27 protein-coding genes are annotated in these 26,488 nt (G+C 76.4%); 13 read left to right on the top strand and 14 right to left on the bottom strand.

Annotation, left to right across the window (positions count from 1 at the left end; all coding sequences use genetic code 11):
- Nucleotides 1–50 precede the first annotated feature (50 nt).
- Complete coding sequence (locus ANAEK_RS02720; protein ID WP_012524621.1) at nt 51–3,221, top strand: efflux RND transporter permease subunit; 3,171 nt, start codon at nt 51–53, stop codon at nt 3,219–3,221.
- Nucleotides 3,214–4,719 carry an efflux transporter outer membrane subunit gene (locus tag ANAEK_RS02715; protein WP_012524620.1) on the top strand — a complete coding sequence of 502 codons (1,506 nt, stop codon included), beginning with the start codon at nt 3,214–3,216 and terminating at the stop codon, nt 4,717–4,719. The genes ANAEK_RS02720 and ANAEK_RS02715 overlap by 8 nt, the downstream gene beginning before the upstream one ends.
- A gap of 181 nt (nt 4,720–4,900) precedes the next feature.
- Here ANAEK_RS02715 and ANAEK_RS02710 read toward each other — a convergent pair whose 3' ends face one another.
- Nucleotides 4,901–5,284, bottom strand: coding sequence for a hypothetical protein (locus tag ANAEK_RS02710; protein WP_012524619.1), 384 nt, complete (start codon nt 5,282–5,284; stop codon nt 4,901–4,903).
- A gap of 220 nt (nt 5,285–5,504) precedes the next feature.
- Here ANAEK_RS02710 and ANAEK_RS02705 point away from each other — a divergent pair, with 220 nt between their 5' ends.
- The 4 genes from ANAEK_RS02705 to ANAEK_RS02690 all read left to right on the top strand — a co-directional run bounded on the left by ANAEK_RS02705 (nt 5,505) and on the right by ANAEK_RS02690 (nt 8,615).
- A complete protein-coding gene (locus ANAEK_RS02705; protein ID WP_232288469.1) occupies nt 5,505–6,431 on the top strand; it encodes a TerC family protein in 927 nt (308 codons plus the stop codon).
- Nucleotides 6,428–6,934, top strand: a complete 507-nt coding sequence (locus ANAEK_RS02700; RefSeq protein WP_012524617.1) for a hypothetical protein — start codon at nt 6,428–6,430, stop codon at nt 6,932–6,934. The genes ANAEK_RS02705 and ANAEK_RS02700 overlap by 4 nt, the downstream gene beginning before the upstream one ends.
- A gap of 57 nt (nt 6,935–6,991) precedes the next feature.
- The gene (locus ANAEK_RS02695; protein ID WP_012524616.1) at nt 6,992–7,336 is read left to right on the top strand and encodes a hypothetical protein; all 345 of its coding nucleotides are present in this window, start codon (nt 6,992–6,994) and stop codon (nt 7,334–7,336) included.
- Between the two features lie 67 nt (nt 7,337–7,403).
- The gene (locus ANAEK_RS02690) at nt 7,404–8,615 is read left to right on the top strand and encodes a cation:proton antiporter (protein ID WP_232288352.1); all 1,212 of its coding nucleotides are present in this window, start codon (nt 7,404–7,406) and stop codon (nt 8,613–8,615) included.
- Between the two features lie 15 nt (nt 8,616–8,630).
- Here ANAEK_RS02690 and rnk read toward each other — a convergent pair whose 3' ends face one another.
- From rnk to ANAEK_RS02670, 4 genes are all read right to left on the bottom strand, one after another.
- Nucleotides 8,631–9,047 carry a nucleoside diphosphate kinase regulator gene (gene rnk, locus ANAEK_RS02685; protein ID WP_012524614.1) on the bottom strand — a complete coding sequence of 139 codons (417 nt, stop codon included), beginning with the start codon at nt 9,045–9,047 and terminating at the stop codon, nt 8,631–8,633.
- A gap of 300 nt (nt 9,048–9,347) precedes the next feature.
- Nucleotides 9,348–10,505 (bottom strand): sorbosone dehydrogenase family protein, encoded by a 1,158-nt coding sequence (locus ANAEK_RS02680; protein ID WP_012524613.1) that lies wholly within the window; start codon nt 10,503–10,505, stop codon nt 9,348–9,350.
- A 118-nt stretch (nt 10,506–10,623) separates the two neighbouring features.
- Nucleotides 10,624–11,370, bottom strand: coding sequence for a GTP cyclohydrolase II (gene ribA, locus ANAEK_RS02675; protein WP_012524612.1), 747 nt, complete (start codon nt 11,368–11,370; stop codon nt 10,624–10,626).
- A complete protein-coding gene (locus tag ANAEK_RS02670) occupies nt 11,367–12,395 on the bottom strand; it encodes an NAD(P)/FAD-dependent oxidoreductase (protein ID WP_012524611.1) in 1,029 nt (342 codons plus the stop codon). Before ANAEK_RS02670 ends, ribA begins: the two co-directional genes overlap by 4 nt.
- A gap of 255 nt (nt 12,396–12,650) precedes the next feature.
- Here ANAEK_RS02670 and ANAEK_RS02665 point away from each other — a divergent pair, with 255 nt between their 5' ends.
- A complete protein-coding gene (locus ANAEK_RS02665) occupies nt 12,651–13,802 on the top strand; it encodes a PAS domain-containing sensor histidine kinase (RefSeq protein WP_012524610.1) in 1,152 nt (383 codons plus the stop codon).
- Nucleotides 13,803–13,858: 56 nt separating this feature from the next.
- Nucleotides 13,859–15,031 carry a vitamin K epoxide reductase family protein gene (locus tag ANAEK_RS02660; protein WP_012524609.1) on the top strand — a complete coding sequence of 391 codons (1,173 nt, stop codon included), beginning with the start codon at nt 13,859–13,861 and terminating at the stop codon, nt 15,029–15,031.
- A 20-nt stretch (nt 15,032–15,051) separates the two neighbouring features.
- On the opposite strand, the gene ANAEK_RS02655 is transcribed toward ANAEK_RS02660, so the two are convergent.
- The 7 genes from ANAEK_RS02655 to ANAEK_RS02625 all read right to left on the bottom strand — a co-directional run bounded on the left by ANAEK_RS02655 (nt 15,052) and on the right by ANAEK_RS02625 (nt 22,001).
- Nucleotides 15,052–16,392, bottom strand: a complete 1,341-nt coding sequence (locus tag ANAEK_RS02655) for a sigma-54 dependent transcriptional regulator (RefSeq protein WP_012524608.1) — start codon at nt 16,390–16,392, stop codon at nt 15,052–15,054.
- A gap of 9 nt (nt 16,393–16,401) precedes the next feature.
- Nucleotides 16,402–17,646, bottom strand: coding sequence for a PAS domain-containing sensor histidine kinase (locus tag ANAEK_RS02650; protein ID WP_012524607.1), 1,245 nt, complete (start codon nt 17,644–17,646; stop codon nt 16,402–16,404).
- Entirely contained in the window at nt 17,646–19,049 is a 1,404-nt protein-coding gene (locus ANAEK_RS02645; protein ID WP_012524606.1) for a hypothetical protein, read from the bottom strand. The genes ANAEK_RS02650 and ANAEK_RS02645 overlap by 1 nt, the downstream gene beginning before the upstream one ends.
- Nucleotides 19,046–19,648: a hypothetical protein gene (locus ANAEK_RS02640; RefSeq protein ID WP_012524605.1), complete on the bottom strand. Its 603-nt coding sequence runs from the start codon at nt 19,646–19,648 to the stop codon at nt 19,046–19,048. Before ANAEK_RS02640 ends, ANAEK_RS02645 begins: the two co-directional genes overlap by 4 nt.
- 17 nt (nt 19,649–19,665) lie before the next feature.
- Nucleotides 19,666–20,388 (bottom strand): hypothetical protein, encoded by a 723-nt coding sequence (locus ANAEK_RS02635; RefSeq protein ID WP_012524604.1) that lies wholly within the window; start codon nt 20,386–20,388, stop codon nt 19,666–19,668.
- A 150-nt stretch (nt 20,389–20,538) separates the two neighbouring features.
- The gene (locus ANAEK_RS02630; protein WP_012524603.1) at nt 20,539–21,147 is read right to left on the bottom strand and encodes an alpha/beta family hydrolase; all 609 of its coding nucleotides are present in this window, start codon (nt 21,145–21,147) and stop codon (nt 20,539–20,541) included.
- Nucleotides 21,144–22,001: a PfkB family carbohydrate kinase gene (locus tag ANAEK_RS02625; RefSeq protein ID WP_012524602.1), complete on the bottom strand. Its 858-nt coding sequence runs from the start codon at nt 21,999–22,001 to the stop codon at nt 21,144–21,146. Before ANAEK_RS02625 ends, ANAEK_RS02630 begins: the two co-directional genes overlap by 4 nt.
- 101 nt (nt 22,002–22,102) lie before the next feature.
- Here ANAEK_RS02625 and nikR point away from each other — a divergent pair, with 101 nt between their 5' ends.
- The 5 genes from nikR to ANAEK_RS02600 all read left to right on the top strand — a co-directional run bounded on the left by nikR (nt 22,103) and on the right by ANAEK_RS02600 (nt 25,091).
- Nucleotides 22,103–22,522 (top strand): nickel-responsive transcriptional regulator NikR, encoded by a 420-nt coding sequence (gene nikR / locus ANAEK_RS02620; protein WP_012524601.1) that lies wholly within the window; start codon nt 22,103–22,105, stop codon nt 22,520–22,522.
- A gap of 125 nt (nt 22,523–22,647) precedes the next feature.
- Complete coding sequence (locus ANAEK_RS02615) at nt 22,648–23,085, top strand: hypothetical protein (RefSeq protein WP_012524600.1); 438 nt, start codon at nt 22,648–22,650, stop codon at nt 23,083–23,085.
- Between the two features lie 29 nt (nt 23,086–23,114).
- Entirely contained in the window at nt 23,115–23,747 is a 633-nt protein-coding gene (locus ANAEK_RS02610) for an energy-coupling factor ABC transporter permease (RefSeq protein ID WP_012524599.1), read from the top strand.
- Entirely contained in the window at nt 23,734–24,300 is a 567-nt protein-coding gene (locus ANAEK_RS02605) for a hypothetical protein (RefSeq protein WP_012524598.1), read from the top strand. The genes ANAEK_RS02610 and ANAEK_RS02605 overlap by 14 nt, the downstream gene beginning before the upstream one ends.
- Before the next feature lie 2 nt (nt 24,301–24,302).
- On the top strand, nt 24,303–25,091 hold the full coding sequence (locus ANAEK_RS02600; protein ID WP_232288351.1) for an energy-coupling factor ABC transporter ATP-binding protein: 789 nt from the start codon (nt 24,303–24,305) through the stop codon (nt 25,089–25,091).
- A gap of 23 nt (nt 25,092–25,114) precedes the next feature.
- Here ANAEK_RS02600 and ANAEK_RS02595 read toward each other — a convergent pair whose 3' ends face one another.
- Both ANAEK_RS02595 and ANAEK_RS02590 read right to left on the bottom strand, forming a co-directional pair.
- On the bottom strand, nt 25,115–25,546 hold the full coding sequence (locus ANAEK_RS02595) for a bacteriohemerythrin (protein ID WP_012524596.1): 432 nt from the start codon (nt 25,544–25,546) through the stop codon (nt 25,115–25,117).
- A gap of 176 nt (nt 25,547–25,722) precedes the next feature.
- Nucleotides 25,723–26,484 carry a thermonuclease family protein gene (locus ANAEK_RS02590; protein WP_012524595.1) on the bottom strand — a complete coding sequence of 254 codons (762 nt, stop codon included), beginning with the start codon at nt 26,482–26,484 and terminating at the stop codon, nt 25,723–25,725.
- Nucleotides 26,485–26,488 lie beyond the last annotated feature (4 nt).

Genomic DNA, 26,488 nt, shown 5'->3' with positions numbered 1-26,488 from the left:
CGAGCCGGCCGCCCGCGCACCCATTCCCTTTTCGCAGTCGAGGAGTCGTCGTGGCCAGGTTCTTCATCGATAGGCCCATCTTCGCGTGGGTGATCTCGATCATGATCATGCTGGCCGGTGGGCTCGCCATCCTGGGCCTGCCGGTCTCGCAGTACCCCGCCATCGCGCCGCCGGTCGTCACGGTGTTCGCGACCTACCCGGGCGCGAACGCGCAGACGCTGGAGAACTCGGTCACCCAGGTCATCGAGCAGAAGATGACCGGCATCGACCACCTCCGGTACATGTCCGCCGCGAGCGACAGCTCCGGCAACGCCAGCGTCACCCTGACGTTCGAGGCCGAGGCCGACCCGGACATCGCGCAGATGCAGGTGCAGAACAAGCTGCAGAACGCCATGCCGCTGCTGCCCCAGCAGGTGCAGCAGCAGGGCGTGCGCGTCCTGAAGACCGTCAGCAACTACCTGCTCATCGCCGGCCTCATCTCCGAGGACGGCAGCATGACGCGCGACGACCTGAACGACTACGCGTTCTCGAACATCGTCGACCAGATCAGCCGCGTCACCGGCGTGGGCGAGGTGACCGCGTTCGGCACGCAGTACGCGATGCGCATCTGGCTCGACGCCGACAAGCTCGCCAGCTTCAAGCTCACCCCGCTCGACGTGAGCGCCGCCCTCCGCGCGCAGAACGCGCAGGTGTCCACCGGCTCCCTCGGCGCCGCCCCGGCCGTGCCCGGCCAGCAGCTCAACGCCACCGTCACCTCGCAGACCCGCCTGCAGACGCCCGAGCAGTTCCTGAACATCCTGCTCCGCGTGAACCCGGACGGCTCGCAGGTGCGCCTGCGCGACGTCGGCACCGCGAACCTGGGCGGCGAGACCTACGAGCTCGAGAGCTACTACAACGGCAAGCCCGCCGGCGGCATGGGCATCCGCCTCGCCTCCGGCGCGAACGCGCTCCGGACCGCCGACCTGGTGCGCGCCAAGCTCTCCGAGCTGTCGCAGTACTTCCCGCCGGGGATGAAGGTCGTCTACCCGGTGGACTCGACGCCGTTCGTGCGGATCTCGATCGAGGAGGTGGTGAAGACCCTCGCCGAGGCCATCGTCCTCGTGTTCCTGGTGATGTTCCTGTTCCTCCAGAACTTCCGCGCGACGCTCATCCCCACCATCGCCGTGCCGGTGGTGCTGCTCGGCACGTTCGGCGTGCTGGCGGCGGCCGGCTTCACCGTCAACACGCTCACCATGCTGGGCCTGGTGCTCGCCATCGGCCTGCTGGTGGACGACGCCATCGTGGTGGTGGAGAACGTCGAGCGCGTGATGAGCGAGGAGGGGCTCTCGCCGCGCGAGGCCACCCGCAAGTCGATGGGCCAGATCACCGGTGCCCTCGTCGGCATCGCGCTGGTGCTCGCCGCGGTGTTCGTCCCCATGGCGTTCTTCGGCGGCTCGGTGGGCGTCATCTACCGGCAGTTCTCCATCACCGTGGTCTCGGCGATGGCGCTCTCGGTGGTGGTCGCCCTGACGCTCACCCCGGCGCTCTGCGCCACGATCCTGAAGCCCGTCGAGAAGGGGCACCACGCCGGCGAGACGGGGTTCTTCGGCTGGTTCAACCGGCTCTACGGCCGGGGCAGCGGGGTCTACGAGAAGTCGGTCGGCTGGATCCTGCGCCGCACCGGCCGCGCCCTGATCGTCTACGCCGTGCTGCTGGCTGCGCTGGGCGGCCTGTTCCTGCACCTGCCCACCGGCTTCCTGCCGGAGGAGGACCAGGGCTCGATCATCAACATGGTGCAGCTGCCTGCCGGCGCCACCATGGACCGGACGCGCACGGTGATGCAGGAGGTGACGCGCCACTACCTCGAGGACGAGAAGGACAACGTCGAGGCGGTGATGGCGATCACCGGCTTCAGCTTCTCCGGCCGCGGCCAGAACGCCGGCCTCGCGTTCGTGCGCCTGAAGGACTGGGCCGAGCGCCCGAAGAAGGAGCAGCACGCCCCGGCCATCGCCGGGCGCGCCATGCGGGCGTTCTCGCAGATCAAGGACGGCCTCGCGTTCGCGTTCGTGCCGCCGGCCGTGCCCGAGCTCGGCAACGCCACCGGCTTCGAGCTGCAGCTCCAGGACCGCGGCAACCTCGGCCACGAGGCGCTCATGGCGGCCCGCAACCAGCTCCTGGGCATGGCCGCGCAGGACCCGCGGCTCGCCAAGGTGCGCCCGCTCGGCCTGGAGGACACGCCGCAGTACCGCATCGACGTGGACCAGCAGAAGGCCGCCGCCCTCGGGCTCTCGCTCGCCGACATCAACGCCACCCTCTCCAGCACCTGGGGCATCAACTACGTCGACGACTTCGTGGACAAGGGGCGCACCAAGCGCGTGTACGTGCAGGCGGCGGCGCCGTTCCGCATGAAGCCGGAGGACCTGAACCGCTGGTACGTGCGCAACGCCGGCGGGCAGATGGTGCCGTTCTCGTCGTTCTCCACCGGCACCTGGGTGTACGGGCCGACCAAGCTCGAGCGCTTCAACGGGTCCCCGGCCATGGTGATCCAGGGCGAGCCCTCGCCCGGCCACAGCTCGGGCGAGGCGATGGCGGCCATGGAGGAGCACGTGAAGGCGCTCCCGCCGGGCATCGGCCTGGAGTGGTCCGGCCTCTCGTACGAGGAGCGGCTCTCCGGCGCGAACGCCCCGGCGCTCTACGCCATCTCGCTGCTGGTGGTGTTCCTCGCGCTGGCGGCGCTCTACGAGAGCTGGTCCATCCCGTTCTCGGTGATGCTGGTGGTGCCGCTCGGCGTGCTCGGCGCGGTGCTGTTCACCGAGCTCGCCGGGCTCGAGGCCGGCGTCTACTTCCAGGTCGGCCTGCTCACCACCATCGGCCTCTCCGCCAAGAACGCCATCCTCATCGTCGAGTTCGCGCGGGCCCTGTACGAGCAGGGCATGAGCCTGTTCGACGCCGCCGTGGAGGCGGCCCGCATGCGCCTCCGCCCCATCATCATGACCTCGCTCGCCTTCATCCTCGGCGTGCTCCCGCTCGCCATCGCGAACGGGGCCGGCGCTGCCGGGCAGAACGCCATCGGCGTGGCGGTGATCGGCGGCATGCTCTCGGCCACCTTCCTCGCCATCCTGCTCGTGCCGGTGTTCTTCGTGAAGATCGCCGGCAAGCGGAAGACGCCGCCGCCCGACCTGGTGGCCGGGCCGCGCGACGACGAGGACGAGGCCGCACCCAAGGAGATCGCCCATGCGTAGCCCGGGCCTCGCGGCGCTCGCCGCCCTGTCCGTCCTCGCCGTCTCGGGGTGCACGCTCGCGCCCCGCTACCAGCGCCCCGCCGCGCCCGTCGCCGCCGAGTTCGCAGGCGGCGCCGAGCCGGCCGCCGGCCCGGCCGCCGCCGACCTGGGCTGGCGCGACGTGTTCCAGGATCCCGGCCTGCAGGCCGTGATCGACCAGGCGCTGCGCGAGAACCGCGACCTCCGCGTCGCGGCGCTCAACGTGGAGCTGGCGCGGGCGCAGTACGGCATCCAGCGCTCCTACCTGCTGCCCACCGTGGGCGCGACCGGGAGCGGCAGCCGCGCCCGCACCGCCAAGGACCTCAGCTTCACCGGCGAGCCGTCGGTCGGGAACACCTTCTCGGCCGGCGTGGGCCTCACCTCGTTCGAGATCGACCTGTTCGGCCGCGTGCGCAGCCTGCGCAACCAGGCGCTGGAGCAGTACCTCGCGACCGAGGAGGCCCACCGCAGCGCGCACCTGGCGCTGGTGTCGGAGGTCGCCGTCCAGTACCTCGCCTCGCGGGCGCTGCAGTCGCAGGTGGCGCTGGCGGAGCAGACGCTGCAGACCGTGCAGCAGTCCTACGACCTCGCGAAGCGCACCTTCGAGGCCGGCCGCACCTCCGAGCTCGACTTCCGCACCGCCGAGGCGCAGGTGGAGACCGCCCGCGTGAACCTGTCCGCCTACCGGCAGCAGCTCGCGCAGGCGGAGAACGCGCTGGTGCTGCTCGCCGGCGGCCCGCTCCCGAAGGACCTGCCCGCGGCGACGCCGCTCGAGCAGCAGCCGCCGGTGGCCGAGCTCCCCGCCGGCCTCCCCTCGGACCTGCTGCAGCGCCGCCCCGACATCCTCTCGGCCGAGCACCAGCTCAAGGCCGCGAACGCCAGCATCGGCGCGGCGCGCGCGGCGTTCTTCCCGTCCATCTCGCTCACCGCCTCGGTGGGCACGGCCTCGACCGAGCTGTCCAACCTGTTCACCGTCGGCTCGGGCACCTGGGCGTTCTCGCCGCGCATCGACCTGCCCATCTTCACGGGCGGCCGCAACAAGGCGAACCTCGACGCGGCGAACGTCCGCAAGCAGATCGAGATCGCGAGCTACGAGAAGGCCATCCAGGCGGCGTTCCGCGAGGTGGCCGACGCGCTGGTGGCGCGCGGGCGCCTCGACGAGCAGCTCGAGGCGCAGACCCGGCGCGTCGAGGCGGAGCAGCGGCGCTACGACATCTCCGAGCTGCGCTACCGCAAGGGCGTGGACAGCTACCTGAACGTGCTCACCGCGCAGCGCGATCTCTACGGCGCGCAGCAGCAGCTCATCCAGACGCGGCTGGCCCGCTTCTCGAACTCGATCGGCCTGTACCGCGCCCTCGGCGGCGGCTGGCTCGAGCGCGGCGCCGCCGCCGCCACCGCGCCCGCCCCGGCCGCGCCCGCGTCCCCCGAGACGCCGGCGCCCGCCGAGACGGCCCCGGCCGCGCCGGCGCAGCAGGGCTAGAGCCGAGCCCGATGGATCTGGTCGCGTCGCGAGGCACACGATGGCGTCGCCGAGCCGGGCACACGAGGACCGAGCAGCGCAGGCGTGCCCGTAGGCACGTCGAGCAGCGCAGGGACGAGTCTGCCCGGCGCAGGCAGCCAGCGTGCGCCGCAGCAGCGAACCAGATCGAGCGGTCTCGGCCTTAGCGGCCGGTCCCGCCCGCGTCGCTCTCCGTTCCGCGCGCGCCGCCGTCGCCGGGGGCGACCACCGTCACCCGGTAGACGCGGCGCGCGCCGAGCGGCGACCCGCCCGCGGCCGAGCAGGTGGTGGTTCCCGGGCCGACGCCGCGCAGCGCGCCGCCCTCCGGCGAGTCCGCGCCCACCGCCACCTTCGGATCGTCGCAGAGGATCGCGCGCGGCGGGCACTGCACCGTGCCGGTGGGGCAGAGCGGCTTCACCTGGCCCACGTCCAGCGTGAGGGGGTACGGCGCGTCGGCGGCCGGCTCGCCCTGCGCGCGCGCGGCCGGCGCGGTGGCGAGCGCGAGGGCGGTGAGGCACCAGCGGGCGGCACGGCGGAGCACGGTCATGCTCGCGTCATATCGCATCGCGGGCCGCCCGGGCGCTCCAGGGCCCGCCTGCCCGCCCGCCGGCACCCAGGTTTTCTGAATGTGCCGGACCATCATTTTGTCATGGTCTAAGCGATGGCCGAGGCCCTAGATCCGCCGGGAACTTCTCCGGAGGAACGTCTTGGTCGAATCGATCGGCTCCCCCACCCTGTGGATCGGCTTCCTCGCCTTCGTCGCGCTGATGCTGGCGCTCGACCTGGGCGTGTTCCACCGGAAGGCGCACGTCATCCGCGTGCGCGAGGCGCTGGGCTGGAGCGTGGTGTGGGTGACGCTGGCGCTCGGCTTCAACGCGCTGGTGTGGTGGCAGTTCGGGGCCGACCGCGGCCTCGAGTTCCTCACCGGCTACCTCATCGAGAAGTCGCTCGCCGTCGACAACATCTTCGTGTTCGTCATCATCTTCTCGGCGCTGGGCGTGCCGCCGATCTACCAGCACCGGGTGCTGTTCTGGGGCATCCTCTCCGCGCTCGTCCTGCGCGCCGGGATGATCTTCGCCGGCACCGCGCTGCTGGCGCGCTTCCACTGGACCATCTACCTGTTCGGCGCGCTGCTGGTCGCGACCGGCGTGAAGCTGTTCCTCGGCCGCAACGAGGCGCCGGACCCCACCGGCGGCCGGCTGATGCGGCTGGTGCGGCGGGTCATCCCCTCGACCCACGCGCTGCAGGGGGGCCACTTCGTCACGATCGAGAACGGCCGTCGCGTGGCGACGCCGCTCCTGCTCGCGCTGGTGCTGGTGGAGATCTCCGACGTCGTCTTCGCGGTGGACTCCATCCCGGCGATCTTCGCGGTGACGCTCGACCCGTTCATCGTCTTCACCTCGAACATCTTCGCCATCCTGGGCCTGCGCTCGATGTTCTTCCTGCTGGCCGGCATGGTCGAGCGCTTCTCGGGCCTGAAGACCGGCCTCTCCGCGGTGCTGGTGTACGTGGGCCTGAAGATGCTGGCGATGGACTGGGTGAAGGTCCCTCCGGCGCTGTCGCTCGCCGTCGTCGCCGCGCTCCTCGTCGCACCCGTGCTGTTCGGCGCCTGGCGCGACCGCGCGCGCGGCCACCGCGCCGCCCCGGCATCGGGTAGAGTCCTCGGGTCGTCCAGCCCCGAGGAGAGCCGATGACCCGCACCCCCTGGATCGCCGCCGCGGCGCTCGCGCTCGCGCTGTCCGGCTGCGCCTCGGTCGCCGCGCAGCGCGCGCGCACCCGGTACCTGGAGGCCGAGCTCGACCGGCTCCGCTTCCCGCAGCCGGCGGAGGAGATCTGGGGCGACGTGCGCCGGCTGCTCATGAAGAACGAGTTCCCGCTCGCCGACGAGGAGGATCCGCGCGAGGGGATCCAGGGGCTGGTGGTGAACCTGTTCACGCCCGCCCGCCCCACCGAGATCGACAGGGCCGGGCGGCGCACGCTCGACACCGGGTGGCGGAAGGACCAGACCCGCGTGCACGCCGAGGCCGCGCCGGGCGAGGGGGGCGTGCAGGTGCGGCTGACCCGGCTGGTCGAGGACCAGACCGAGCACGGCCGCGGGAAGCCCTACCGCGACGTGGACCTGGAGCTGGAGCTGGCCCGCCTGCTGGCGCCGCAGGAGGCGGCGCGCATCGAGGCCGGGATCCCGAAGCCTCGATAGCGCCCGGCGCCCCGCCGGGCGCGGCGCCGACGCGCCCGCGCCGGTACATCCGCTCCCATGCCCCTCCTCGTCTCCGTCCGCGACCTCGTCTTCCGCTCCAAGATCCACGCCGCCGGCGAGCGGCTCGGCGTCGCCCTCCGCTTCGCTCCGCGCGGCGGCCGCCTGTCCGAGGCCGCCCGCGAGCTGGGCCAGGGCACGATCCTCGCCGACCTCTCCGAGCCCGGCGTCCTCGACGAGGTGCGGGCCACCCGCGCGGCCGGGCTGCCGGTCCGGATCATCGGCTTCCTCGGCCACGTGGAGGTCGAGCTGGCGGGCGCCGCCCGCGCGGCCGGGGTGGACGAGGTGATCTCGCGCGGCCAGTTCGTGCAGCGCCTGGACGCGCTCCTCACCGAGCACGCCTGACGCCCCCGGCGCCGCGCCGCGCGATCGCGGGTTGCCCGCCGAGCGGCCTGCTGCGATGTTGCGGGCCGTGTCCTCCGAGCTCGCCTACATCGCCCTGCTGTTCGCGCTGTTCGTCATCCCCAAGGCGCTGCAGCGCTTCCGGATCCCCGGCGCCATCACCAGCCTCCTGCTCGGGCTGGCGGCGGCCCGCGCCGGCCTCTTCACCGGCGATCCCACCCTGGCGCTGCTCGCCACGCTGGGCATCACCGGGCTGTTCCTGTTCGCCGGGCTGGACGTGGACGCGAAGGATCTCCGCCGCGGCGCCGCGCTGGTCGCGCAGCACCTCGTCATCCAGGCGCTCCTGCTCGCGGGCGTGGCGTGGGCCATCGCCGCCGCCACCGGCGTGGACTGGCGGCCGGCCACGCTGGTCGCGCTCGCGCTGGTGACGCCCTCCACCGGCTTCATCCTCGACTCGCTGCAGTCCTTCGGCCTCGACGCCGACCAGCGCTTCTGGACGCGCACCAAGGCGGTCGCCACCGAGCTGCTCGCGCTGGCGGTGCTGTTCGCGGTGCTCCAGTCCACCTCGGTGGCGCGCTTCGCCGGCGCCACCGCGGCGCTGCTCGCGGTGGTGGTGCTCATCCCGCTGGTGATGCGCGCGTTCGCGGTGGCGATCGCGCCCTGGGCGCCGCGCTCCGAGTTCGCGTTCCTGGTGATGCTGGCGGTGATGGCGGCGTTCGCCACCCGCAAGCTGGGCGTGTACTACCTGGTGGGCGCGTTCCTGGTGGGCGTGGCGGCGCGCCGCTTCCGCGAGCGGCTCCCCGCGTTCTCGTCCGACCGCCTGCTGCACGCGGTCGAGGTGTTCGCGTCGTTCTTCGCGCCGTTCTACTTCTTCAGCGCCGGCGCGCACCTGCACCCGGAGCTGCTCACCCTGTCGTCGCTGGCCACCGGCGTCGTCTACCTCGCGGCCATGATCCCGCTGCGCGTGGGCCTGGTGGCGGTGCACCGGAAGCTCGCGCTCCGCGAGCACCTGGGCCAGGCGCGGCGGGTGGCGACGGCGCTCGTGCCCACGCTCGTGTTCTCGCTGGTGCTGGCCGAGATCGTGATCGAGCGCTTCGAGGGCGTCCCGCCCTGGCTGGTCGGAGGGATCATCCCGTACGCGCTCCTCAACACCATGCTCCCGGCGCTGACGCTGGGCGCGACCGCGAGCTTCGACGAGGTCCACCTCGAGGTGACGGAGCCGGAGCCCGGGCCGGCGCTGGCCGCCGCGCCGCCCCCGGCCGGCCCGGGGCAGGCCGGCTGAGCGGACGCGGCGGGCTCACACCGCCGCGCTCGCGGCCGGGGCGGCCGGGGGCGGCTGCACCGAGCGCACGCGCAGCTCGACCTCGCGCCCGTCCGGCAGCGTCCAGGAGATGGACTGGCCGGTGGACAGCCCGAGCAGCGCCGCGCCCACCGGCGCGAGCACCGACAGCCGGCCCTCGCGCAGGTCCGCGGCGGTCGGGTAGACCAGCGTGACCTCGCGGAGGCGGCCGGTCGCGCCGTCCTCGTAGACCACGCGCGAGTTCATGGCGACGACGTCGGCCGGCACCTGGCCGTCGGGCACGCGCACGGCGCGGTCGAGCTCGGCGTCGAGCCGCTCCGCCGCGGCCGCGTCGCGGCCCTCCTGGTGCTGCTCCACCAGCGCCCGCAGGCGCTCGTGATCGGTCTCGCTGACGTAGATGCGGTCGCGGCTCATGGTTCCTCCAGTCGCTCGGTCCGGGCCTGGCCCGGGCGTGTCCAGCGGTGAATGCCCGCGCGCGGCCTCGAGCGGCGGCGCGACGAGCGGGCGGTCCTGCGGTGCTGCGGTGCGGGTGGGGCGCGCCTCGGTCCTGCGCTCTAGCGCGAGGAGATCGAGGCGCCCTGGCCGAGGAAGGCCGTGCCGTGGGCGCACGGGCGCCCGCTCGCGATCCGCCGGGGCGGGGCGAGGCAGGGGCGCCGGGAGGTGTGGACGGGCGCGTGCACGGTCCCTCTGATGTAGCCGCGCGCGCCGAGAAGATCAACCGCCCACCAGCCGCACCACCAGGTCCCGCTCCGCCGGGCAGGTCCCCCGGCCGTCGCAGTTGCTGGTGGTGACCCACAGCGCGCCGTCCGGGCCCTCCACCACCTCGCGGACGCGGCCCAGCCCCGACGGCGGATCGCCGGCGAGGTAGACCTCGTGCGCGCGCAGCCCGCCGCGCCCGTCCAGCACCACCCGGTGCAGGTGGCGCGAGCCGAGCGTCCCGAACAGGAAGCTCCCCCTCCACTGCGGCACCGCCGACCCGCGGTACACGCTCCCGCCGCCCGGCGGCGCGGCCCTGCGGAACGAGAGGATCGGCGCGACCGTGCCCGGCTCGGCGTCGCACCCGGACACCGCCGGCCAGCCCAGGTCGTCCCCCGCGCGCGCCACCGTCACCTCGTCCTGGCCGGTGCGCGAGCGCTCGCCGCTCGGCCCGTGGTCCGCCAGGATCAGCGTGCCGGCGTCGAGCCAGTCGAACGCCTCCAGGTTGCGGACGCCGGAGAGGAGCACCGGGCTGTCCGGCCGCGGGTTGCCGGGCGCGGGCGCGCCGTCGGGCGTGACGCGCAGGAGCTTGCCGCTCGGGCTCGCCGGGTCGCGGGCGCGGTCGGGGCGGCCGCCGTCGCCGGTGCCGACGTACAGCATGCCGTCGGGCCCGAAGCGGATGCGCCCGCCGTCGTGGTACCGGGCCGCGGGGATGCCGTCGAGGAGCACCTTCTCGCGCGTCGCCGCGCGGCCGTCGGCCGAGAGCGTCCAGCGCGACACCTGGTTCACCGGCGCGCCGCCCGCCTCGACCGTGGCGTACAGGTAGAAGCGCCGGTTCTCGGCGAAGCGCGGATCGGCCGCGATCCCGAGCAGCCCGCCCTCCCCGCCCGGCGCGATCGCCACCGTGGCCACCGGCTCCGGCTGGAGCTGCCCGTCGCGGATGAGGCGCACGCGCCCGGGCCGCTCGGTCACCAGCACGTCGCCGCCGGGGAGGAACGCGAGCCCCCAGGGCACCTCCAGGCCGCTCGCCACCCGCTCGACGCGGATCGGGATCGCGCCCGCCGGGCCGAAGCCCTCCTCCACCATCGTGCAGCCGGGGGCCGGCCGGCGGGCGGAGGCGGCGCCGCAGGCGAGCAGCAGCAGGAGCGGCGCGAGGGCCGGGCGGGCGGGACGCATGCCGTCGATGTAAGCAGCCGCGCCCGGCCGAGCGACCCGCCGGCGTCCGCGCCCCGCGCGGCGCCTCCCGCGGGCCGCGTGCCGGGACGCAGCGCTCGCCCGCCGCGGGACCGGACGATCACTCGCCGCCGGGCGTGCCCGGCGCCGGCGCGACCACCACCGGGTCGGCCTGCTCGGAGCGCGGCTCGAGCGCCTCGAGGTCGAGGAGGTGCCCGGACCGGCGCGCCTTCGTCTCCAGGTAGAAGCGGTTGTGCTCGCCCGGCGGGATGACGTGCGGGATGCGCCCGCTCACCTCGACCCGGTACGCGGTGAGCTGCCGGAGCTTCTCCGGGTTGTTGGTGATGAGCCGGATCGAGCGGAGCTCCAGGCCGTGGATCATGTGCGCCGCCACGGCATAGTCGCGCTCGTCGTCGCGGAAGCCGAGCGCGAGGTTCGCCTCGACGGTGTCGAGCCCCTGCTCCTGCAGCGCGTACGCGCGGATCTTGTTGATGAGGCCGATCCCGCGCCCCTCCTGGCGCAGGTACAGCAGCACCCCGCGCCCCTCGCGCTGGATCGCGGCGAGCCCCTCGGTGAGCTGGTCGCGGCAGTCGCAGCGGAGCGAGCCCATCACGTCGCCGGTCAGGCACTCGGAGTGGAGGCGCACCGGCACGTCCGCCGCGCCCACCACGTCGCCGTGCACCAGCGCCACGTGCTCCTTCGCGTCGCGGTTGTTCCAGAACGCGACGATCCGGAACGGGCCGGCGCGCGTCGGGAGCCGCGCCACCGCGACCACCCGGACGCAGACGCGGCCCGGCCCGAAGCCCTCGCACTCGTGATCCCGATCGCGCAGCACGAGCTGCGCCAGCGCGTCGCCGCCGCCGGTCATGCCCCCTCCCCCGCGAGGATCCGCCCCGCCAGCGCGCGGCCCGAGCGCCACGCCGCCTCGATCCCGCCGCCCGGGGCGAAGCGATCGCCCGCCACGCCCAGCCGCGCGCCGCCCGGCAGCGCCAGCAGCAGCGGCCGCGCCAGCTCCGCCGCGAGGTCGGTACGGGCCCAGCGCCAGCGGTGCGGGTGCGCGGTGCGCGGGTCCGCGGCCCACGGGCCGAGGAGCCGCGCCGCCTCGTCGAGCACGTGGCGCGGCCAGTCCGGATCGTCGAGGTGCTGGCGCGACCAGGCCGGGTGCGCCTGGTAGGTGAGCACGAGCAGCGGCGAGCCGGGGCGCTTGCTCGACTCGTGCGAGACGAGCTGGACGATGCGCGAGGTCTCCGGGTAGCTCACGTGCCAGGGCGGGCGCGGCGCGGCGGGCCCGTACGCGGCGAGCAGCGCGAGCGCGCAGTGGCTCGAGGCGGTCGCGAGCAGCGCCCGGGCGGCGGCCACGGCGGGCGGCGCGGGCAGCACGGTGGCGAGCAGCTCGTCGGCCTGCTCGGCGGCGAGCGCCAGCACCGCGATCTCGGTCTCCAGGAACGAGCCGTCGTCGAGCCGGAGCGCCACGGTGCCGTCGCCGGGCACGAGCCCGACCACCTTGCGCTGCAGGCGCAGCTCCAGCCCCTCCGCCAGGTGGCGCGGGAACGCGTTCACGCCCTCGGCGAACGCGCGGCGGACTTCACCCGGCGAGAACGCCTCCGGCTGGCAGGGCGGGCCGCTGCCGTGCACGTCGGCGGGCCAGTCGAGCCGCGTCGCGGGCACCGCGTCGAGCGCGGCCAGGAACGCCGGGTCGCGCCCGTGCAGGAACACCGCGCCGTAGTCCACCGGCTGGCCCTCCAGCGCGCGCGTGGCGCAGCGGCCGCCCACGCCGTGCGCCCGGTCCAGCACCAGCGCGCGCCGGCCGCCCTCCGCGAGCGCCCTCGCGCAGGAGAGCCCGGCCACGCCGGCCCCGACGATCACCACCGGCGATCCCTCGGTCCCCGCCATGAGCGGGAGTGTAGCCCGCGCGCGGGGCCCCGGTTCGCGCCACGGATCGGGCGCGGCGTTTCGCCGGACGGGTCGTGCGATCGCGACGCGGGGGACCGGCCGGGCGTCCGCACGTCGCCGCGCGTCCCGCGCCGCGGAACCTGTTGGGGCGGGCGTCGAACTGCCGCGGCGCCAGCCGCGCGTCGAGGCAAGATTCCCCCCGTCGGGTGCGCGCGAGCGTTCGCGCTGGCGCGGTGCACCTCGTGCCTCGAGACGATGAGCGACCCCAGCGATCACCGCCCGCACCCGGCCGGCCCGGGACACCTGCAGGAGCAGGAGCAGCTCCTCCGCCTGCTGGTGGACAGCGTGAAGGAGTACGCGATCTTCATGCTCGATCCGTCGGGCCACGTGCTCACCTGGAACCCGGGCGCGGAGCGGATCAAGGGCTACCCGGCGCACGAGATCGTGGGGCGGCACTTCGCGGTGTTCTTCACGCCCGAGGACGTGCGCCGCGGCAAGCCCGACGCGGAGCTGCTCGAGGCGGCCGAGCAGGGCTCGAGCGAGGACGAGGGCTGGCGCGTGCGCCGGGACGGCACGCGGTTCTTCGCGAGCGTGGTGGTCACCGCGCTCCGCGGCCCGGACGGCGCGCTCCGCGGGTTCGCGAAGATCACGCGCGACCTGACCGAGCGCCGGCGCGGGGAGGAGGCGCGGCGGAACCTGGCCGAGGCCCGCGAGGCGGTGCGGTCCCGCGACGACTTCCTGGCGGTCGCGTCGCACGAGCTGCGCACCCCGCTCACCTGCGTGCAGCTCGTGGCCCAGTCGCTCGCCCGGCAGACGCACGAGGGGCAGCCGGTCACCGGGCAGCAGGTGGAGCGGCTCCACCAGCTCCAGCGCCACGTGGCGCGGCTGGGGGAGCTCGTGAGCGGGCTCCTCGACCTCGCCGAGATGTCGCGCGGCGCCCTGCAGCTCGAGCCGGCCCCGTTCGACCTGTCCGAGCTGGTGCAGGAGGTGGCGGCGCGCTTCGAGCCCGACGTCCGGCGCAAGGGGACCGCGCTCAGCGTGCACGCCCCCGGGCCGATCCCCGGCCGGTGGGACCGCCGCCGGGTGGCCGACGCGATCGCGGCGGTGCTCGGGAACGCGGTGAAGTACGGCGGGCGCTCGCCGATCGAGGTCACCGCCAGCCGCGACGACCGCCGCGCGCTGGTCGTCATCGAGGACCGGGGGCCGGGCATCGCGCCGGAGGACCAGTCGCGCGTGTTCGAGCGGTTCGAGCGCGCCGCGCCGGTGGCGCACTACCCCGGGCTCGGCGTCGGCCTGTGGACCGCGCGGCAGATCCTGAACGCGCACGGCGGCGACATCGCGGTCGAGAGCGCGAGCGGCAAGGGGGCCCGGTTCTCGCTCCGCCTTCCGCTCGAGTCCCCCGCCTGACGGCGGGGGGCACCGCGAGGCAGGACGCCCGGGCGACTTCCGGTTACCATCCCCCCGTGCCCGCATCCCACGTTCCCGACACCTCCAGGGGCAAGCAGCCCGATCGCGGGGGGCCCCCCGCCCGCTCGCGCGCGCTCGCGCTCGCCATCCTCGTCCTGGCGCTGGCCGGCGCCGGCCTCGCCGCCGAGCTGACCCTCCTCCACGGCCGCGCCCACGCAGGCGGTGCGTCCAGCTTCTGCGCCATCTCCGAGCGCGTGAACTGCGACAAGGTCGCCCTGAGCGCCTGGTCGTCGCTGCTCGGGGTGCCCCTCGCGGCCTGGGGCCTCCTGGCGTACCTCGTCGTCGCCGCGCTCGCGCTCTCGGCGCTCCGGCGGCCGCGCGGGGACTCCGGATGGCCGGCCGGGCTCCTGTTCGCCGCGTCGGCGTTCATGGCGGCCGGGGCCGTGTTCCTGGCGGCGATCTCCGAGCTGGTGATCGGCTCGCTGTGCATCGTGTGCGCGGGCTCGTGGCTGGTGTCGTTCGCGCTCGCCGGCTGCTCGTTCGCCCTGGCGCGGCGCGCCGGCGGCCCCGCGGCCGCGCTCCGGGCCGACGTGGCCACGCTGCGCGCGCGCCCGCTCGCGTCGGCGACGGCCGCGCTCGCGCTCCTGGCCGCCTCGGGCGGGCTGCTGGCCCGCTACGCCGGCCCGCCGCCCGCCCCGGCGGGCGCGCCCGCCGCCGCGCCGGCCGCGAGCCTGGGCCCGCCCGGCTCGATCGTGCTGTACGAGTACAGCGACTACGAGTGCCCGTTCTGCGCCAGGAGCCACGAGGCCAACAAGCCCATCCTGGCGTCCCGGCCCGACGTGAAGGTGGTGCGGCGCCACTTCCCGCTCGACGACACCTGCAACCCGAAGCTCACCCGGCCGTTCCACGTGGGCGCCTGCGATCTCGCCCGCGCGGCCATCTGCGCCGAGGCGCAGGGCCGGTTCGAGCAGATGGACGACGCCTTGTTCCGCAACCAGGCGGAGAAGGCGCCGGTGCGGGAGCTGGCCCGGCGGATCGGGCTCGACCTGCCGCGCTTCGACGCCTGCCTCTCCTCGCCCGGGACCGAGAAGCGTCTCGCCGACGACATCGAGAGCGCCATCCAGGCCGGCGTGCGCGGGACCCCGAGCTACGTGTACGGCGGCAAGGTCTACCCCGGCGACCTCGCCACGCTGCTCGGCGCGAAGCCGGCGGCCGCGAGCGGCGGGTAGGTCGGGCCGGCCGCGCGGCGTCAGTCCCGCTCGCCGCCCTCCACCGCGAGCCCGTGGCTCGCGAGCAGCGAGTACAGGCGGCGCCGGGTCACCCCGAGCAGCCTCGCGGCGCGCGTCTTGTTCCCGCCGGCGCGCGCGAGCGCGGCCTCGATCACCTCGCGCTCGAACGCGTCCAGGCCGAAGCCCTCCACCAGCAGCTCGGCGGCGCGCCCGGCGGCCCGCGGCGCCGCGCCGGGCGCGACGTGCTCGGCGCGGATCTCCCCCTCGCCCGCCAGGATGAGCGCGCGCTCGAGCGCGTTCTCCAGCTCGCGGACGTTCCCCGGCCAGGGGCGCTCCAGCAGCCGCGCACGCGCGTCGGGGCCGAGCCGCTCGGGGGGCACGCCGTGGCCGGCCAGGTGGCGCTCGGCGATGGGCAGCACGTCCTCGCGCCGCTCGCGGAGCGGCGGCACGCGGATCGCGAAGACGTCGAGCCGGTAGTAGAGGTCCTCGCGGAACGCGCCCGCGCCGACCGCCGCGGCGAGGTCGCGGTTCGTCGCCGCCACCACCCGGGCGTCCACCGTCCGCGGCGCGGTCGCGCCGAGCGGCACGAAGCTGCGGTCCTGCAGGAACCGGAGCAGCTTCACCTGCGTGGACGGCGGGATCTCGCCGATCTCGTCGAGGAACAGCGTGCCCCCGTCGGCGGCGGCCAGGTGGCCGGGGCGGCGCTGCGCCGCGCCGGTGAACGCGCCGCGCTCGTGGCCGAACAGCTCGCCCTCGAGCAGCGTGTCGGGCAGCGCCGCGCAGTGCACCTCCACCAGCGGCCCGGCCGCGCGCCGGCTGCGCCAGTGGACGAGCCGCGCGAGCTGGCTCTTCCCGGTGCCGCTCTCGCCGAGCAGGAGCACGGTCGCGTCGGTGGCCGCCACCTGCTCGGCGGCCGCCACCGCCGCGCGCATGCCCGCGCTCTCCGCCACCAGGTCCGGGGCGAGGCGCGCCACCAGCCCGGCGCTCCGCGCCGCGGCGGCGCGCTGCTCGGCGAGCCGGCGCACCCGCAGCCGCAGCTCGTCCATCGGGAACGGCTTCGTCACGTAGTCGGCCGCGCCCGCCTTCATGGCCTCGACCGCGCTCTCGGCCGAGCCGTGCGCGGTCATCATCACCACCTCGGGCGGCGGGGTGCGCGCGCGCGCGGCGCGGAGCACCGCGAGGCCGTCCACCTGCGGCATGCGCAGGTCGGTCACGACCACGTCGAACGCCCCCTCGCCGAGCCGCGCCAGCGCCTCGACCCCGCCCCCGGCGCGCACCACCTCGTGCCCGTCCAGCTCCAGCATCTCCTGCACGAAGCGGCCGAGCTTGGGCTCGTCGTCCACCACCAGCACGCGGGACATGCGGCGATCCTATCCGGGCTCGAGCGGCAGGGTGAGCGCGAAGGCCGCGCCGGGCGGGCCCGGGTCGGCGAGCTCGAGCGCGCCGCCGTGCCGCTCGGCGATGCGCCGGGAGATGGCGAGCCCCAGGCCGGCGCCGCGGGCGCGGCCGCTCGCGAACGGCTCGAACAGGCGCGCGCGCACCGCCGCGTCCACGCCCGGCCCGTCGTCGCGCACCTCCAGCCGCGCCATCGGGCCGGCCGGGCCGCCGGTGACCGCGACCCGGCGCGCCCCGGCCAGCGCCGCGTTCTCGAGCAGGTTCGCGAGCACCTGGCGCACCCGCGCCGCGTCGGCGCGCACCCGGAGCGGCGGCACCGAGAGCGCCACCTCGACCGACGGGTGGGCGCGGCCCAGCGCGCGCGCCGCCTCCGCGGCGAGCTCGGCGAGGTCGGCCGGCTCGGCGGCGATGGCCGGGTCGCGCGCCAGGTCCAGGAAGTCCTCGGTGAGGCGGCGCAGCCGCTCCACCTCGCCGAGCACGTCGGCGAGCGCCTCCTGGTCGCGCGGCGCGAGCGCGGCCCCGGAGCGCGCGCGGACCAGCTCGGCCGCGCCGCGGATGACGCCGAGCGGGTTGCGGATCTCGTGCGCCACCATGGCGGCCATGGTCGCGAGCGCCTCGCCGCGGGCGGCCCGCGCCGCGGCCTGCGCCGAGCGGCGCTCCGCCCGCGCGAAGCCGGCCGCCCCGAGCGCCAGCGCCAGCGCGGCCAGCGCCGAGAGCGCCACCCCGGTCCACAGCGCCCGCCGCAGGCCGGCGCGCGCGGCCGCGAAGCCCTGCCCCGCCTCGAGCGCCAGCGCGGCCACCGGCGCGCCGTCCGGCCCGCGCACCGGGAAGTAGCCGGTCGCGACCGGGAGGTCCCCGACCGCATAGGCGAACGCCACCGAGGGCTCGCCGCGCAGCGCGCGCGCCACCCGCGCCGGGTCCGCCCGGAGCAGGTCGGCGCGCCCGCCGGCCGCGCCGGTGGCGTCGGCGAGCACCCGGAGGTCGCGATCGACGAGGTACGCGCCCTCCAGCCCGTTCGCGGCCATCACCGCGCGGAGCGCGGCCGGGTCCGCGCCGGCGCGGCCGAGCAGCTCGGCGGCGGTGGCGCCCGCGCCGGCGAGCCGCTCCTCGAGCACGCGATCCAGCGCTGCGGAGGCGGCGCGGTGGAGCGCGAGCGTCGCGCCGAGCGCGCCGGCCAGTCCGAGCAGGCCGGCGAGCAGCGGCGCGAGCGCGCGGCCCATCAGTACCCCGCCGTCCACTGCAGCCCGACGGTGGGCACGAGCTTGTCGTACTCGAGCGACGGGATGCTGGAGAGCGCGCGGCGGGCCTGCAGGCCCAGGCGCGCGGTGAGCCGGCGGCCCAGGTCGAGCTCGCCGAGCAGCGCCGCGTCGAGGTAGGTGTCGCGCCGCGTGTCGAGCAGCACCGGGTCCGCCGCGTCGTACGTGCGGAAGGAGGCGCCGACCTCGCCGGCGAGGCGGGCGCGCGCGCCGAGCGGCAGGCGCAGCTCGGCGCGGGGACCGTGCTCCACCCAGGACAGGTAGCCGACGTCGGCCGCGTCGCGGCCGGCGCCGTAGGCGAGGCCGAGCCAGGCCAGGCCGACCGGGAACGCCAGCTTCACCTCGCCGCGGGTGAGCACGCCGGAGAACGGATCGTACGCGCCCGAGTACGACTCGAGGCGCACGAACGCGGTCCCGGAGAGCACCGCCCGGCCGATCGGCAGGCCGGCCGACGCGAGCAGCCGGTGCGCGGAGAGGTATCGATCGCCCGCCAGCGTGCGGTAGCCGTAGGCGTACTCGGCGAGCAGCGAGGCCGCGCCGGCGCGCATCTGCCAGCCGGCCGCGCCGTCGAGCGCCGCGAGGTCGTAGGCGCCGAGCTGGAACTGCTCGTGCGCGGCGCCGCCGGCCCGGAGGTACGGGCCCGCCGCGCCGCGCGGCCGCCACAGCCCGGTCGCGCCGACGGCCCAGATGCCGTCCGCGTCGCCGCTGCCCGCGGAGCCGGGCGACGCCAGCGTCACGTTGGAGTCCCAGCCGCTCTCGGCCCAGGCCGACAGCACCAGCCGGCCGTCGCGGCTGGCGAGGCGCGACAGGTCGGTGGCCATGCGCGCCAGGGCCGGGCTGGCGGTGGCGGCGTCGAACAGCGAGGCCGCCTCGGCGCCCTGGCCGGCGCGGAGCGCGACGAGGCCGAGGTAGAGCCGGGCCAGCTCGCGGTGCGCCGGCACCCGCTCCGCCTCGCGGAGCAGCGGCCGCGCCGCGTCGTCCTCGCCCAGATCGTAGCGGCAGATGCCCTCCAGCAGCGCGGCGGACTCCCCTGCCCCGGCGGCGCGCGCGGCGGCGAACGCGTCGGCGGCCTGGCGCGTCTCGCCGGCGTCGAGCAGCCGCAGCCCCTCCTCGAACGGATCCGGGCCGGCCGGCCCTGCCGCGCACAGCTTCGCGAGCGCGGCGCGCGAGCGCGCGTCGGCGGGATCGCGCTCGGCCGCCGCCCGGAACGCGGCGGCGGCGGTGCCGCGGTCGCCGGCGCCGAGCGCCGCCTCCGCCACGGCGCGGTACTCGGCGGCGGCGGACGCGTCCGGCGCAGCGGCCGCGGCGACCGGCGCGCAGGGCGAGGTGGCCGCGGCGGCCGCGGCGAGCAGGAGGGCGGCGATCACGGGCGTGCCTCCGCCGCCTCGGCGCGGGCGGTGAGCCCGGCGAGCAGCTTGCGCGCGTCGTCGCGGCGGTAGCCGTCGCGCCGCCGGGCGGAGAGCCCCGCGGCCTCGCGGCAGAACGCGGCCGCGGCGGCGGGGCGCCGCTCGCCGCCCAGCGCCTGGCACCGCGCCAGGTAGAAGTCCACCGCGGCGGTGGAGGGCTCCGCGCGCAGCGTCCGGGCGATGTCGGCGCGGAGCCGCGCCGCCTCGGCGGCGACGCGCGGCCCGGAGCGCTCGCCGACGCCCGCGAGCAGCGCGTCGGCGCAGAGGTACAGGCGCGCGTCGTAGCACGCGAGCGCCTGGTAGTAGGCGATGAGCGCGTCGCCGCCCGCGGCCGCGCCGGTCCCGAACGCCTCGAGCGCCTCCTCGGGACGGCCCAGCTTGACCAGGGTCGCGCCGGCGTACGGCCGCGCGTCCGGATCGCCCATCCGCTCGGCGACCCGGAACTCCACCAGCGCCTCGGTGTAGCGCCCCTCGCGGAAATGGCGTGCGCCGGCGAGCAGGTGCTCGCCGGCGTCCGCGCCGGCCGCGAGCGCGACTCCGAGGAGGATCAGGGCGTGCATGCTCACGGCCGCACCGCTCAGTGCATCCCGCCGTGGTCGCCCGTGCCGCCGCCGGTGCCGGACCCGCCGTCCATGCCGCCGGTCCCGCCGTGGCCGCCCATGGTGCCGCCGTGCATCTCCATCAGGTGGCGCGCGCCCGCGGCCTCGCCGCACTCGCCCGCGCCGTTCATGCCCTCGCCGTGGCCGGTGCCGTGGTGCCCCTGCGCGCCCTCCGGCCGCTGCGTCGCGGCCTGGCCCGCCTGGTGCCGGAGCGCGTGCCGCTCGGCCGCGCGGGTGGCCTGCGCCTCGCGCGCCTCGGCCGCGCTGCGCTGGGCCATGCCCTGCATCGCCTGGCCGGGCAGCTCGGGGTGGGCGGCGCCCACCGGCGCGTGCTGCATCATCGCCTCGTGCATCTGGGCGCGCGCCTGGTCGTGCATCCGCGCGCGGGTCTGGTCCCCCGTGCCGGCGCCGTCGTGCAGCCGGTCGCGATCCTGCGCCATCTCACGGACCTGGTCGCCCATGGCGGTGGGATCCGCCTGGTGCGCCGGGTCCTTCGCCATCTGCCGGACCGGGTCGCCGATCCCGCTGCCGTCGTGGAGGCGGTCGTGCTGGCGGACCTGGTCGCCGGTGCCGGCGCCGGTGCCGTCGTGCAGGCGATCGTGATCCTGCTGCTGGACCGGGTCGGTGGTGGGGGTGGTCTGCGCGCGGGCGGCGCCGGAGGCGAGCAGCGCCGCTGCGGCTCCGATGATCCATCGCTTCATGGTGTCCTCACTGCGCCGCGACATGCGGCTCGACCGGATCCCAGAGCAACCCGCGTGCCGCACCGGATCTCGCGGGGTTGCGCCGCCCGGAGCGCCCCCCGGTGTACCGGATGGTACGCCCGCGCGTACGGGCCGGTACAGCGCCCCCGTTCAGCGGAGGGCGTCGGCCAGGAAGGTGCGCACCGCCTCCAGGGCGCGGGCCTCGACCTCCGCCTGCGTGGTGCCGCGGGCCCGGAGCGCGCGCACGCCCGCCTCGAGCGAGTGGTTCCCGTCCTCCACCACGTGCAGCGCGCTCGGCGCGCGCATGCGCCGGCGCACGCCCTCGAGCGCGTCGAGCGGGCAGAGCGGATCGCGGGTCCCCTGCACGAACAGGACGGGCGCGCGGAGCGCCAGCAGCACCTCGTCGCGCAGCGCGCCCGAGGCGCCGCGCAGCGGGTAGCCGAGGCACACCAGCGCCGCGACCTCCTCCTCGAGCGCGAGGTGGCAGCCGACGCGCGAGCCCATCGACTTCCCCGCCAGCACCACCGGCCGGCGCGAGCGGCCGCGCAGCGCCCGGAGCGCGGCCCGGTGCGCCTCGAGCAGCACCGGCAGCCGGTCCGGCGAGCGGCGGCCGGCGAGCCGGTAGGGGTAGTCGAAGCGGCCCACCTCGCCGAGGGCGGAGAGGTGCCCGGCCCAGCGCTCCATCCACGCCGAGGTGGACGGCGCGCCCGCGCCCGGCGCGAGCAGGACGAGCGGGCGCTGCCGCCGCGCGCCGCTCACGGCGCCTCCAGCGGGAGCTGGCCGTCGCGCGGGTCCACCGCGCGCAGCACCGCCGCCCCGTGGCGGCCCGCCGCCGCGCAGGCGTCGCGGAGCGGCAGCCCCGCCGCGAGGAAGAACACGAGCGCGCCGGCGAAGCTGTCGCCCGCGCCGTAGGCGCCGCCGACGGCCTCGGGCGAGGGCGGCGCCGGGAAGCGCTCCACCCCGGCGGCGGTCTCGATGATCCCACCGGCCGCACCCTCGGTGAGCACGAGCGCGGCCGGCGGCACCGGGTAGTCGGCGCGCGCGCTCACCTCGCGCGCGTCGAGGCGGCTCCCCACCACCACGTCGGCCGCCACGCCGGACCGGGCCAGCGCCTCGCGGCGGCGGGCGGTGACCACCAGCAGCCGCGCCGCCCGGGCGGCGCGGAGCGCGGCGGGATCCTGCGCGGTGAAGTACGCGGCGTCGCAGCCGGACAGCGCGCCCCAGGGCAGCGGGTCGTCGGCGCGCGGGTGCAGCGGCTCGCCGACCACCACGATGGTCCGCTCGCCGTCGGGCGTGAGCAGGACGAGGTCGCGGGTGTGCGGCTCGGCGCGGCGCGCCGCGTGCACGCGCACGCGCGCGCCGGCCGCGCCGAGCGCCCGCTCCACCTGCGCGCCGGCCTCGTCGTCGCCGAGCGCGGTGTACAGCAGCACCTCGGCCGGCGAGCGGGCGAGCTGCCAGAACGCGACCCCGCCCCCGCCGCCCGGGAACCAGCGCGGCGCCTGGAGGTGCGCGATCTCGCCGGCGCGCGGCACCGCCGGCACGCGGCCGATGGTGACGTGCTCGACGTGGCCGACGACGGCGAGCCGGAGCGGGGGGCGAGCGGGCGGCGTCATGGCCTGGGAGGTAACACGGCCCGGCGCCCGCGGCCCGTCCCGGCGCGGCGCAGTTGTGGGCGGGGCCGCCCTCCGGTAGCGTCGGCGCGCACGGAGGCCACATGCTGGAGCGCATCGGGATCTCGCTCGAGGACGGGCTGCTCGAGCAGTTCGACAAGCTGATCGCCGAGAAGGGCTACGTCAACCGCTCGGAGGCGATCCGCGACCTCATCCGCGACGCGCTGGTGCAGCGCGCGTTCACCGAGTCCTCGGGGCGCGAGGAGCGCGTGGCGGTGGTGACGCTGGTCTACGACCACGACTCGTCCAGCCTGGCGCAGAAGCTCGCGCACATCCAGCACGAGAACCACCGGGCGGTGGTCTCGGCGCTGCACGTCCACATGGACCCGCACAACTGCCTCGAGGTGCTGGTGCTCCGCGGGCGGGGCAAGGACGTCGTCGCGATGGGCGAGAGCCTGGTCGCGACCAAGGGCGTGAAGTACGGCAAGCTCGTGCCGGCCACCGCCGGGCACGACCTCGGCTGAAGGGCCCCCGCGCGCCGCCTGCGTCGTCCCGTCCGGTTGACCCCGCCGCGGGACTCCAGTATCACGCCCATCGGAATCGTGCTACGCGCCCGCGCCCCCGGCGTCCGGCGCCGGGAGCCTCGCCGATGCGCGCCGTGCTCGTCCTGCTGTCCCTGCTGCTCGCCCCCGCCGCCGCCCGCGGCCACGAGGTGCTGCACGAGCTGGTGCCCGGGCACGCCGCCGGGCTGCGCGTGTTCGAGTCCGACGGCGAGCCGCTCGGGGATCGCGCCTACGAGCTGTGGTCCCCGTCCGACCCGCGCGCGCCCTGGCAGGCGGGTCGCACCGACCGCGCCGGCTGGATCGCGTTCGTGCCCGACGTGCCCGGGGCCTGGCGGGTGAAGGTGGTCGATCCGGGCGGGCACGGGCTCGACACCACCGTGCAGATCTCCGGCGCGCAGGGGCCGACCGCGCCGTCCGGGCCCGGCGCGGGCTTCGTGCTGCGCCCGCTCGTCGGGGCGGCCGTCGTCGCGGCGATCTTCGCGGCGCTGTTCCTGATCCAGCGCCGCCGGGGCGCCCGCCCGTGAGCCAGCGCGCTGGCCGCAGGGGCTAGCCGATGCACGTCCCGGACGGCTTCCTCTCGCCCGCCATCACGCTCCCGGCCTACGCGGCCGCGGCGCCGCTGTGGGCGCTGGCCGCCCGCCGCCACCTCGGGCGCGACGCCGCCGACGCGCTGCCGGTGGTGGGCGCGCTGACCGCGCTCGCGTTCGTGGTGCAGACCCTCGCCATCCCGGTGCCGGGCGGCACCTCCACGCACCTCGTGGGCGTGACGCTGCTCGCGCTCCTGTACGACCCGCTGCTCGCGTTCCTGTGCCAGTCGCTCGTGCTCTTGCTGCAGGCGCTGTTCTTCGGGGCGGGCGGCGTCACGGTGCTGGCGGTGAACGCGCTCGCCATGGGCCTGCTCGGCCCGCTCGCCGGCTGGGCCGTGCACCGGCTGCTGCGGCGCCGGGCCGCGCGCGCCGCGGCGTTCCTCGGCGCGTGGGTCTCGATGCAGGTGGCGGCCGGGGCGGTCGCGCTCGTGCTCGGGCTCCAGCACCGGATCGCGCCGGAGTACTTCCCGGTGCCGTTCGCGGTGTCGGGGGCGGCGCTGCTCGCGCCCAGCCTGGCGGTGACCGGACCGGTGGAGGGGCTGTACACGCTGCTGGCGCTGGCGCTCCTCCGGAGGGCGGATCTCCGTGGCGCCGCCTGACCCGCGCCGCGAGCGGCTCCTGCTGGCCGGCTGGCTCGCCGCCGCGTTCGCGCTCTCGGCGGTGACCGACCTGCGCACCCTGGGCCTGGCGGCGCTCGCGGCCGCGGTCGCGTTCCGGCGCGGCCTGCCCCGCGCGCTGGCGCGGGTGGCGCGGCTGGTGCTGCCGGTGACGCTCGGCATGTCCGGGCTGTCCTGGGCCTTCCTCCGCCTCGGCGCGCCGGCCGCGCCGCCGCTCGCGCCGTTCCTCGCGCTCGCCGCGCGCACGCTCCTGCTCGCGTTCCTGGCGTTCTCGGTGCTCGCGCGGGTGAACCTGCTCCGCGCGCTCGCGCCCTGGCCGGCGGCCACGCGGCTGGTGGTGATCGCGCTCGCGCAGATCCACGCGCTCCGGCTGCTCGCCACCGAGTCCGCCGACGGCCTGCGCAGCCGCCTGCCGCGCCGGCCCGGGCCGCTCGACGTCGTGCGGAACGCGAGCGGCATCACCGCCGCGCTGCTGGTGCTCGCGGTCCGGAACGCGCGCGAGGTGTCCGACGCCATGCGGTCCCGGGGGTTCTAGCCGTGGAATTCGAGGTGGACGTCGGTCGGATGGCGCTGCGCGGGCGGCCGGTGCTGCGCGAGATCCGGTTCTCGGTGGCCGCGGGCGAGCGGGTGGTGCTGCTCGGGGTGAACGGCTGCGGCAAGACCACGCTGCTGAAGCTCATGGACGGGCTCGCGTTCCCGCAGGAGGGCGCGGTGCGCTGGCGCGGGCGCGCGCTCGACGCCGCCGCGCTCGCCGGGGCGGCGTTCCGGCGCGCCTTCCGCGGCGAGGTGGCGCTCCTGTTCCAGAACGTGGACGCGATGCTGTTCAACCCGTCGGTCGCCGACGAGATCGCGTTCGGGCCGCGGCAGCTCGGCGTCGCGGAGCCGGAGGTCGAGGCGCGGGTGGCCCGCTGGGCGGGCGCGTTCGAGCTCACCGCGCTGCTGGAGCGGCCGCCGTTCGAGCTGTCCGGCGGCGAGAAGAAGCGGGTGGCGATGGCGGCGCTCATGGCGGTCGGGCCGAAGGTGCTGCTGCTCGACGAGCCCACCGCCGGCCTGGATCCCGCGAGCGCGGGGCGGCTGGTGGACTTCCTGGCCGGGCTGGAGGGGGTGACCGTGGTCACCTCCACGCACCACCTGACGCTGGCGGAGGAGCTGGGCACGCGGGCGGTGCTGCTCGGGCCGGATCGCCCCGGCGTCCTGTACGACGGCCCCACCTCCGCGCTGCTCGGCGACGAGCGGGCGCTGGTGGAGAGCGGGCTCGCGCACCGGCACGTCCACGCGCACGGCGTCGAGGTGCACGCGCACTTCCACGTGCACGACACCGAGTAGCCGCGGGCGCGCGCCCGCGGGGATCAGCGGATGGGGATCACCACGGCGCCCGCCGGCTGCACGGGGCGGACGTGATCGGCGAGGCGGCGGTCGGAACCCGCCATGTGGCCGGCCAGGCCGGCGCGGAGCTCCACCGCGAACGCGAGCGCGAGGTCGTCCTCACCGCGCTCCAGCGCCCCCTGGATCTCGCGCATCGCCTCGAGGAGGGTGCGGTGCTCCGACGCGTGGTCGGCGAGCCCGACGAACGCGCTCGCCTGCATGAGCATCTCCTCGCTGCCGAAGTGGATGCCGCTGTACGAGAGGAGCTGGGCCGAGAGCTGCCGGGCCATCCAGGGACGCGCCTGCTCGATGGCCTCGGTCAGCGCGGTGACGAGCGCGATCTGCAGGTGGTGCTCGTGATCCATGGCCTCGTGGCCGAGGTCGAGCTTCTCGTTCCAGGCGTGCGCTTCGATCATGTCCGGGCTCCCGGCGCCTGGTCGGGCGCCTCGCCACAGTCCTTCCATCCGTACCCGCCAGAGGCAAGGCCTATCCGGGTAGGCCCGAACGAGCGAGCCTGGCGTGCGCAGGGCAGCTACACGGTGGGTGACGCCAGGTGAGCGGAGGGTGACGCGAGCCGGTGCCGCGGGCTCGGTTACCGGCCGCCCAGGCAGGGCGGGCGATCGCGGAAGCGGCGCTCGTACGGAACGTAGACCAGGCAGGAGCGCCCGCGGCCCTCCCCCGCGCACACCTCCTCGCAGGCGCGGTACGTCCGCGCGTGCGGCCGCGCCGTCGCGGCGCCGGTGCGCGCGTCCACGAGCCGGTCGTACGCCCCGCGCCGCCCCAGCCCGGCCTCGCCGGCCGAGTGCGCGCTCGAGACGATCACGTCCGGCACGCCCTCCGCCCACATGCCGGCGCCGGCGCGCTGCGCCTCCTGCTGCGCCGCGAGCAGCGCGGGATCGGCGGGCCCGTCCATCGCGAACACCGTCGCGAGCCCCTCGCGCACCAGCGCGCGCGACAGCCCGGGGCAGTCCACCAGCAGCCGCCCGTAGCGATCGCGCGCGCCGCGCCCGTGCACGCTGCGGCAGTCCCAGGTCCCGGCGGCCGCGCGCGGCCCGGCGGCGCGCGCCACCGCGAGCAGCGCCTCGGGCCGCCAGCCGCCCCAGCGGTGGACGGGGCCGTAGGTCTCGAGCGTGTTCACGCCGGCGAGCCGCGCGCGCTGGCCCGCGCGCGGGCCGGTGAGGAGCCGGAAGGTGTCGCCGTCGGTCCAGCGCACCGCGGCCGCCTCGCCGTCGAGCACCACCCGCCCGTCGGCCGCGCGCGCGGAGCGGCCGCGGCGGGCGCGGGCCTCCGACGGCGCGGCGAGCGCCAGGGCGAGGCAGCAGAGCGCGAGGAGCGGCGGTCGGGACCGGATCACGCCG

The organism is Anaeromyxobacter sp. K (assembly GCF_000020805.1).
In the GTDB taxonomy this organism is placed as follows: domain Bacteria; phylum Myxococcota; class Myxococcia; order Myxococcales; family Anaeromyxobacteraceae; genus Anaeromyxobacter; species Anaeromyxobacter dehalogenans.
Note: the sequence above shows the minus strand (reverse complement) of the source record. Positions and strands in the feature narration are given on the sequence as shown.

Coding starts and splice junctions, on each gene's coding strand:
- ANAEK_RS02670 (WP_012524611.1), bottom strand. CDS start 12,395: ATGGCGGGGACCGAGGGATCGCCGGTGGTGATCGTCGGGGCCGGCGTG.
- rnk (WP_012524614.1), bottom strand. CDS start 9,047: ATGAGCCGCGACCGCATCTACGTCAGCGAGACCGATCACGAGCGCCTG.
- ANAEK_RS02710 (WP_012524619.1), bottom strand. CDS start 5,284: ATGACCGTGCTCCGCCGTGCCGCCCGCTGGTGCCTCACCGCCCTCGCG.
- ANAEK_RS02640 (WP_012524605.1), bottom strand. CDS start 19,648: ATGCACGCCCTGATCCTCCTCGGAGTCGCGCTCGCGGCCGGCGCGGAC.
- ANAEK_RS02625 (WP_012524602.1), bottom strand. CDS start 22,001: ATGACGCCGCCCGCTCGCCCCCCGCTCCGGCTCGCCGTCGTCGGCCAC.
- ANAEK_RS02665 (WP_012524610.1), top strand. CDS start 12,651: ATGAGCGACCCCAGCGATCACCGCCCGCACCCGGCCGGCCCGGGACAC.
- ANAEK_RS02700 (WP_012524617.1), top strand. CDS start 6,428: ATGACCCGCACCCCCTGGATCGCCGCCGCGGCGCTCGCGCTCGCGCTG.
- ANAEK_RS02615 (WP_012524600.1), top strand. CDS start 22,648: ATGCGCGCCGTGCTCGTCCTGCTGTCCCTGCTGCTCGCCCCCGCCGCC.
- ANAEK_RS02610 (WP_012524599.1), top strand. CDS start 23,115: ATGCACGTCCCGGACGGCTTCCTCTCGCCCGCCATCACGCTCCCGGCC.
- ANAEK_RS02680 (WP_012524613.1), bottom strand. CDS start 10,505: ATGCGTCCCGCCCGCCCGGCCCTCGCGCCGCTCCTGCTGCTGCTCGCC.
- ANAEK_RS02595 (WP_012524596.1), bottom strand. CDS start 25,546: ATGATCGAAGCGCACGCCTGGAACGAGAAGCTCGACCTCGGCCACGAG.
- ribA (WP_012524612.1), bottom strand. CDS start 11,370: ATGACCGGCGGCGGCGACGCGCTGGCGCAGCTCGTGCTGCGCGATCGG.
- ANAEK_RS02695 (WP_012524616.1), top strand. CDS start 6,992: ATGCCCCTCCTCGTCTCCGTCCGCGACCTCGTCTTCCGCTCCAAGATC.
- ANAEK_RS02650 (WP_012524607.1), bottom strand. CDS start 17,646: ATGGGCCGCGCGCTCGCGCCGCTGCTCGCCGGCCTGCTCGGACTGGCC.
- ANAEK_RS02655 (WP_012524608.1), bottom strand. CDS start 16,392: ATGTCCCGCGTGCTGGTGGTGGACGACGAGCCCAAGCTCGGCCGCTTC.
- nikR (WP_012524601.1), top strand. CDS start 22,103: ATGCTGGAGCGCATCGGGATCTCGCTCGAGGACGGGCTGCTCGAGCAG.
- ANAEK_RS02715 (WP_012524620.1), top strand. CDS start 3,214: ATGCGTAGCCCGGGCCTCGCGGCGCTCGCCGCCCTGTCCGTCCTCGCC.
- ANAEK_RS02705 (WP_232288469.1), top strand. CDS start 5,505: ATGCTGGCGCTCGACCTGGGCGTGTTCCACCGGAAGGCGCACGTCATC.
- ANAEK_RS02635 (WP_012524604.1), bottom strand. CDS start 20,388: ATGAAGCGATGGATCATCGGAGCCGCAGCGGCGCTGCTCGCCTCCGGC.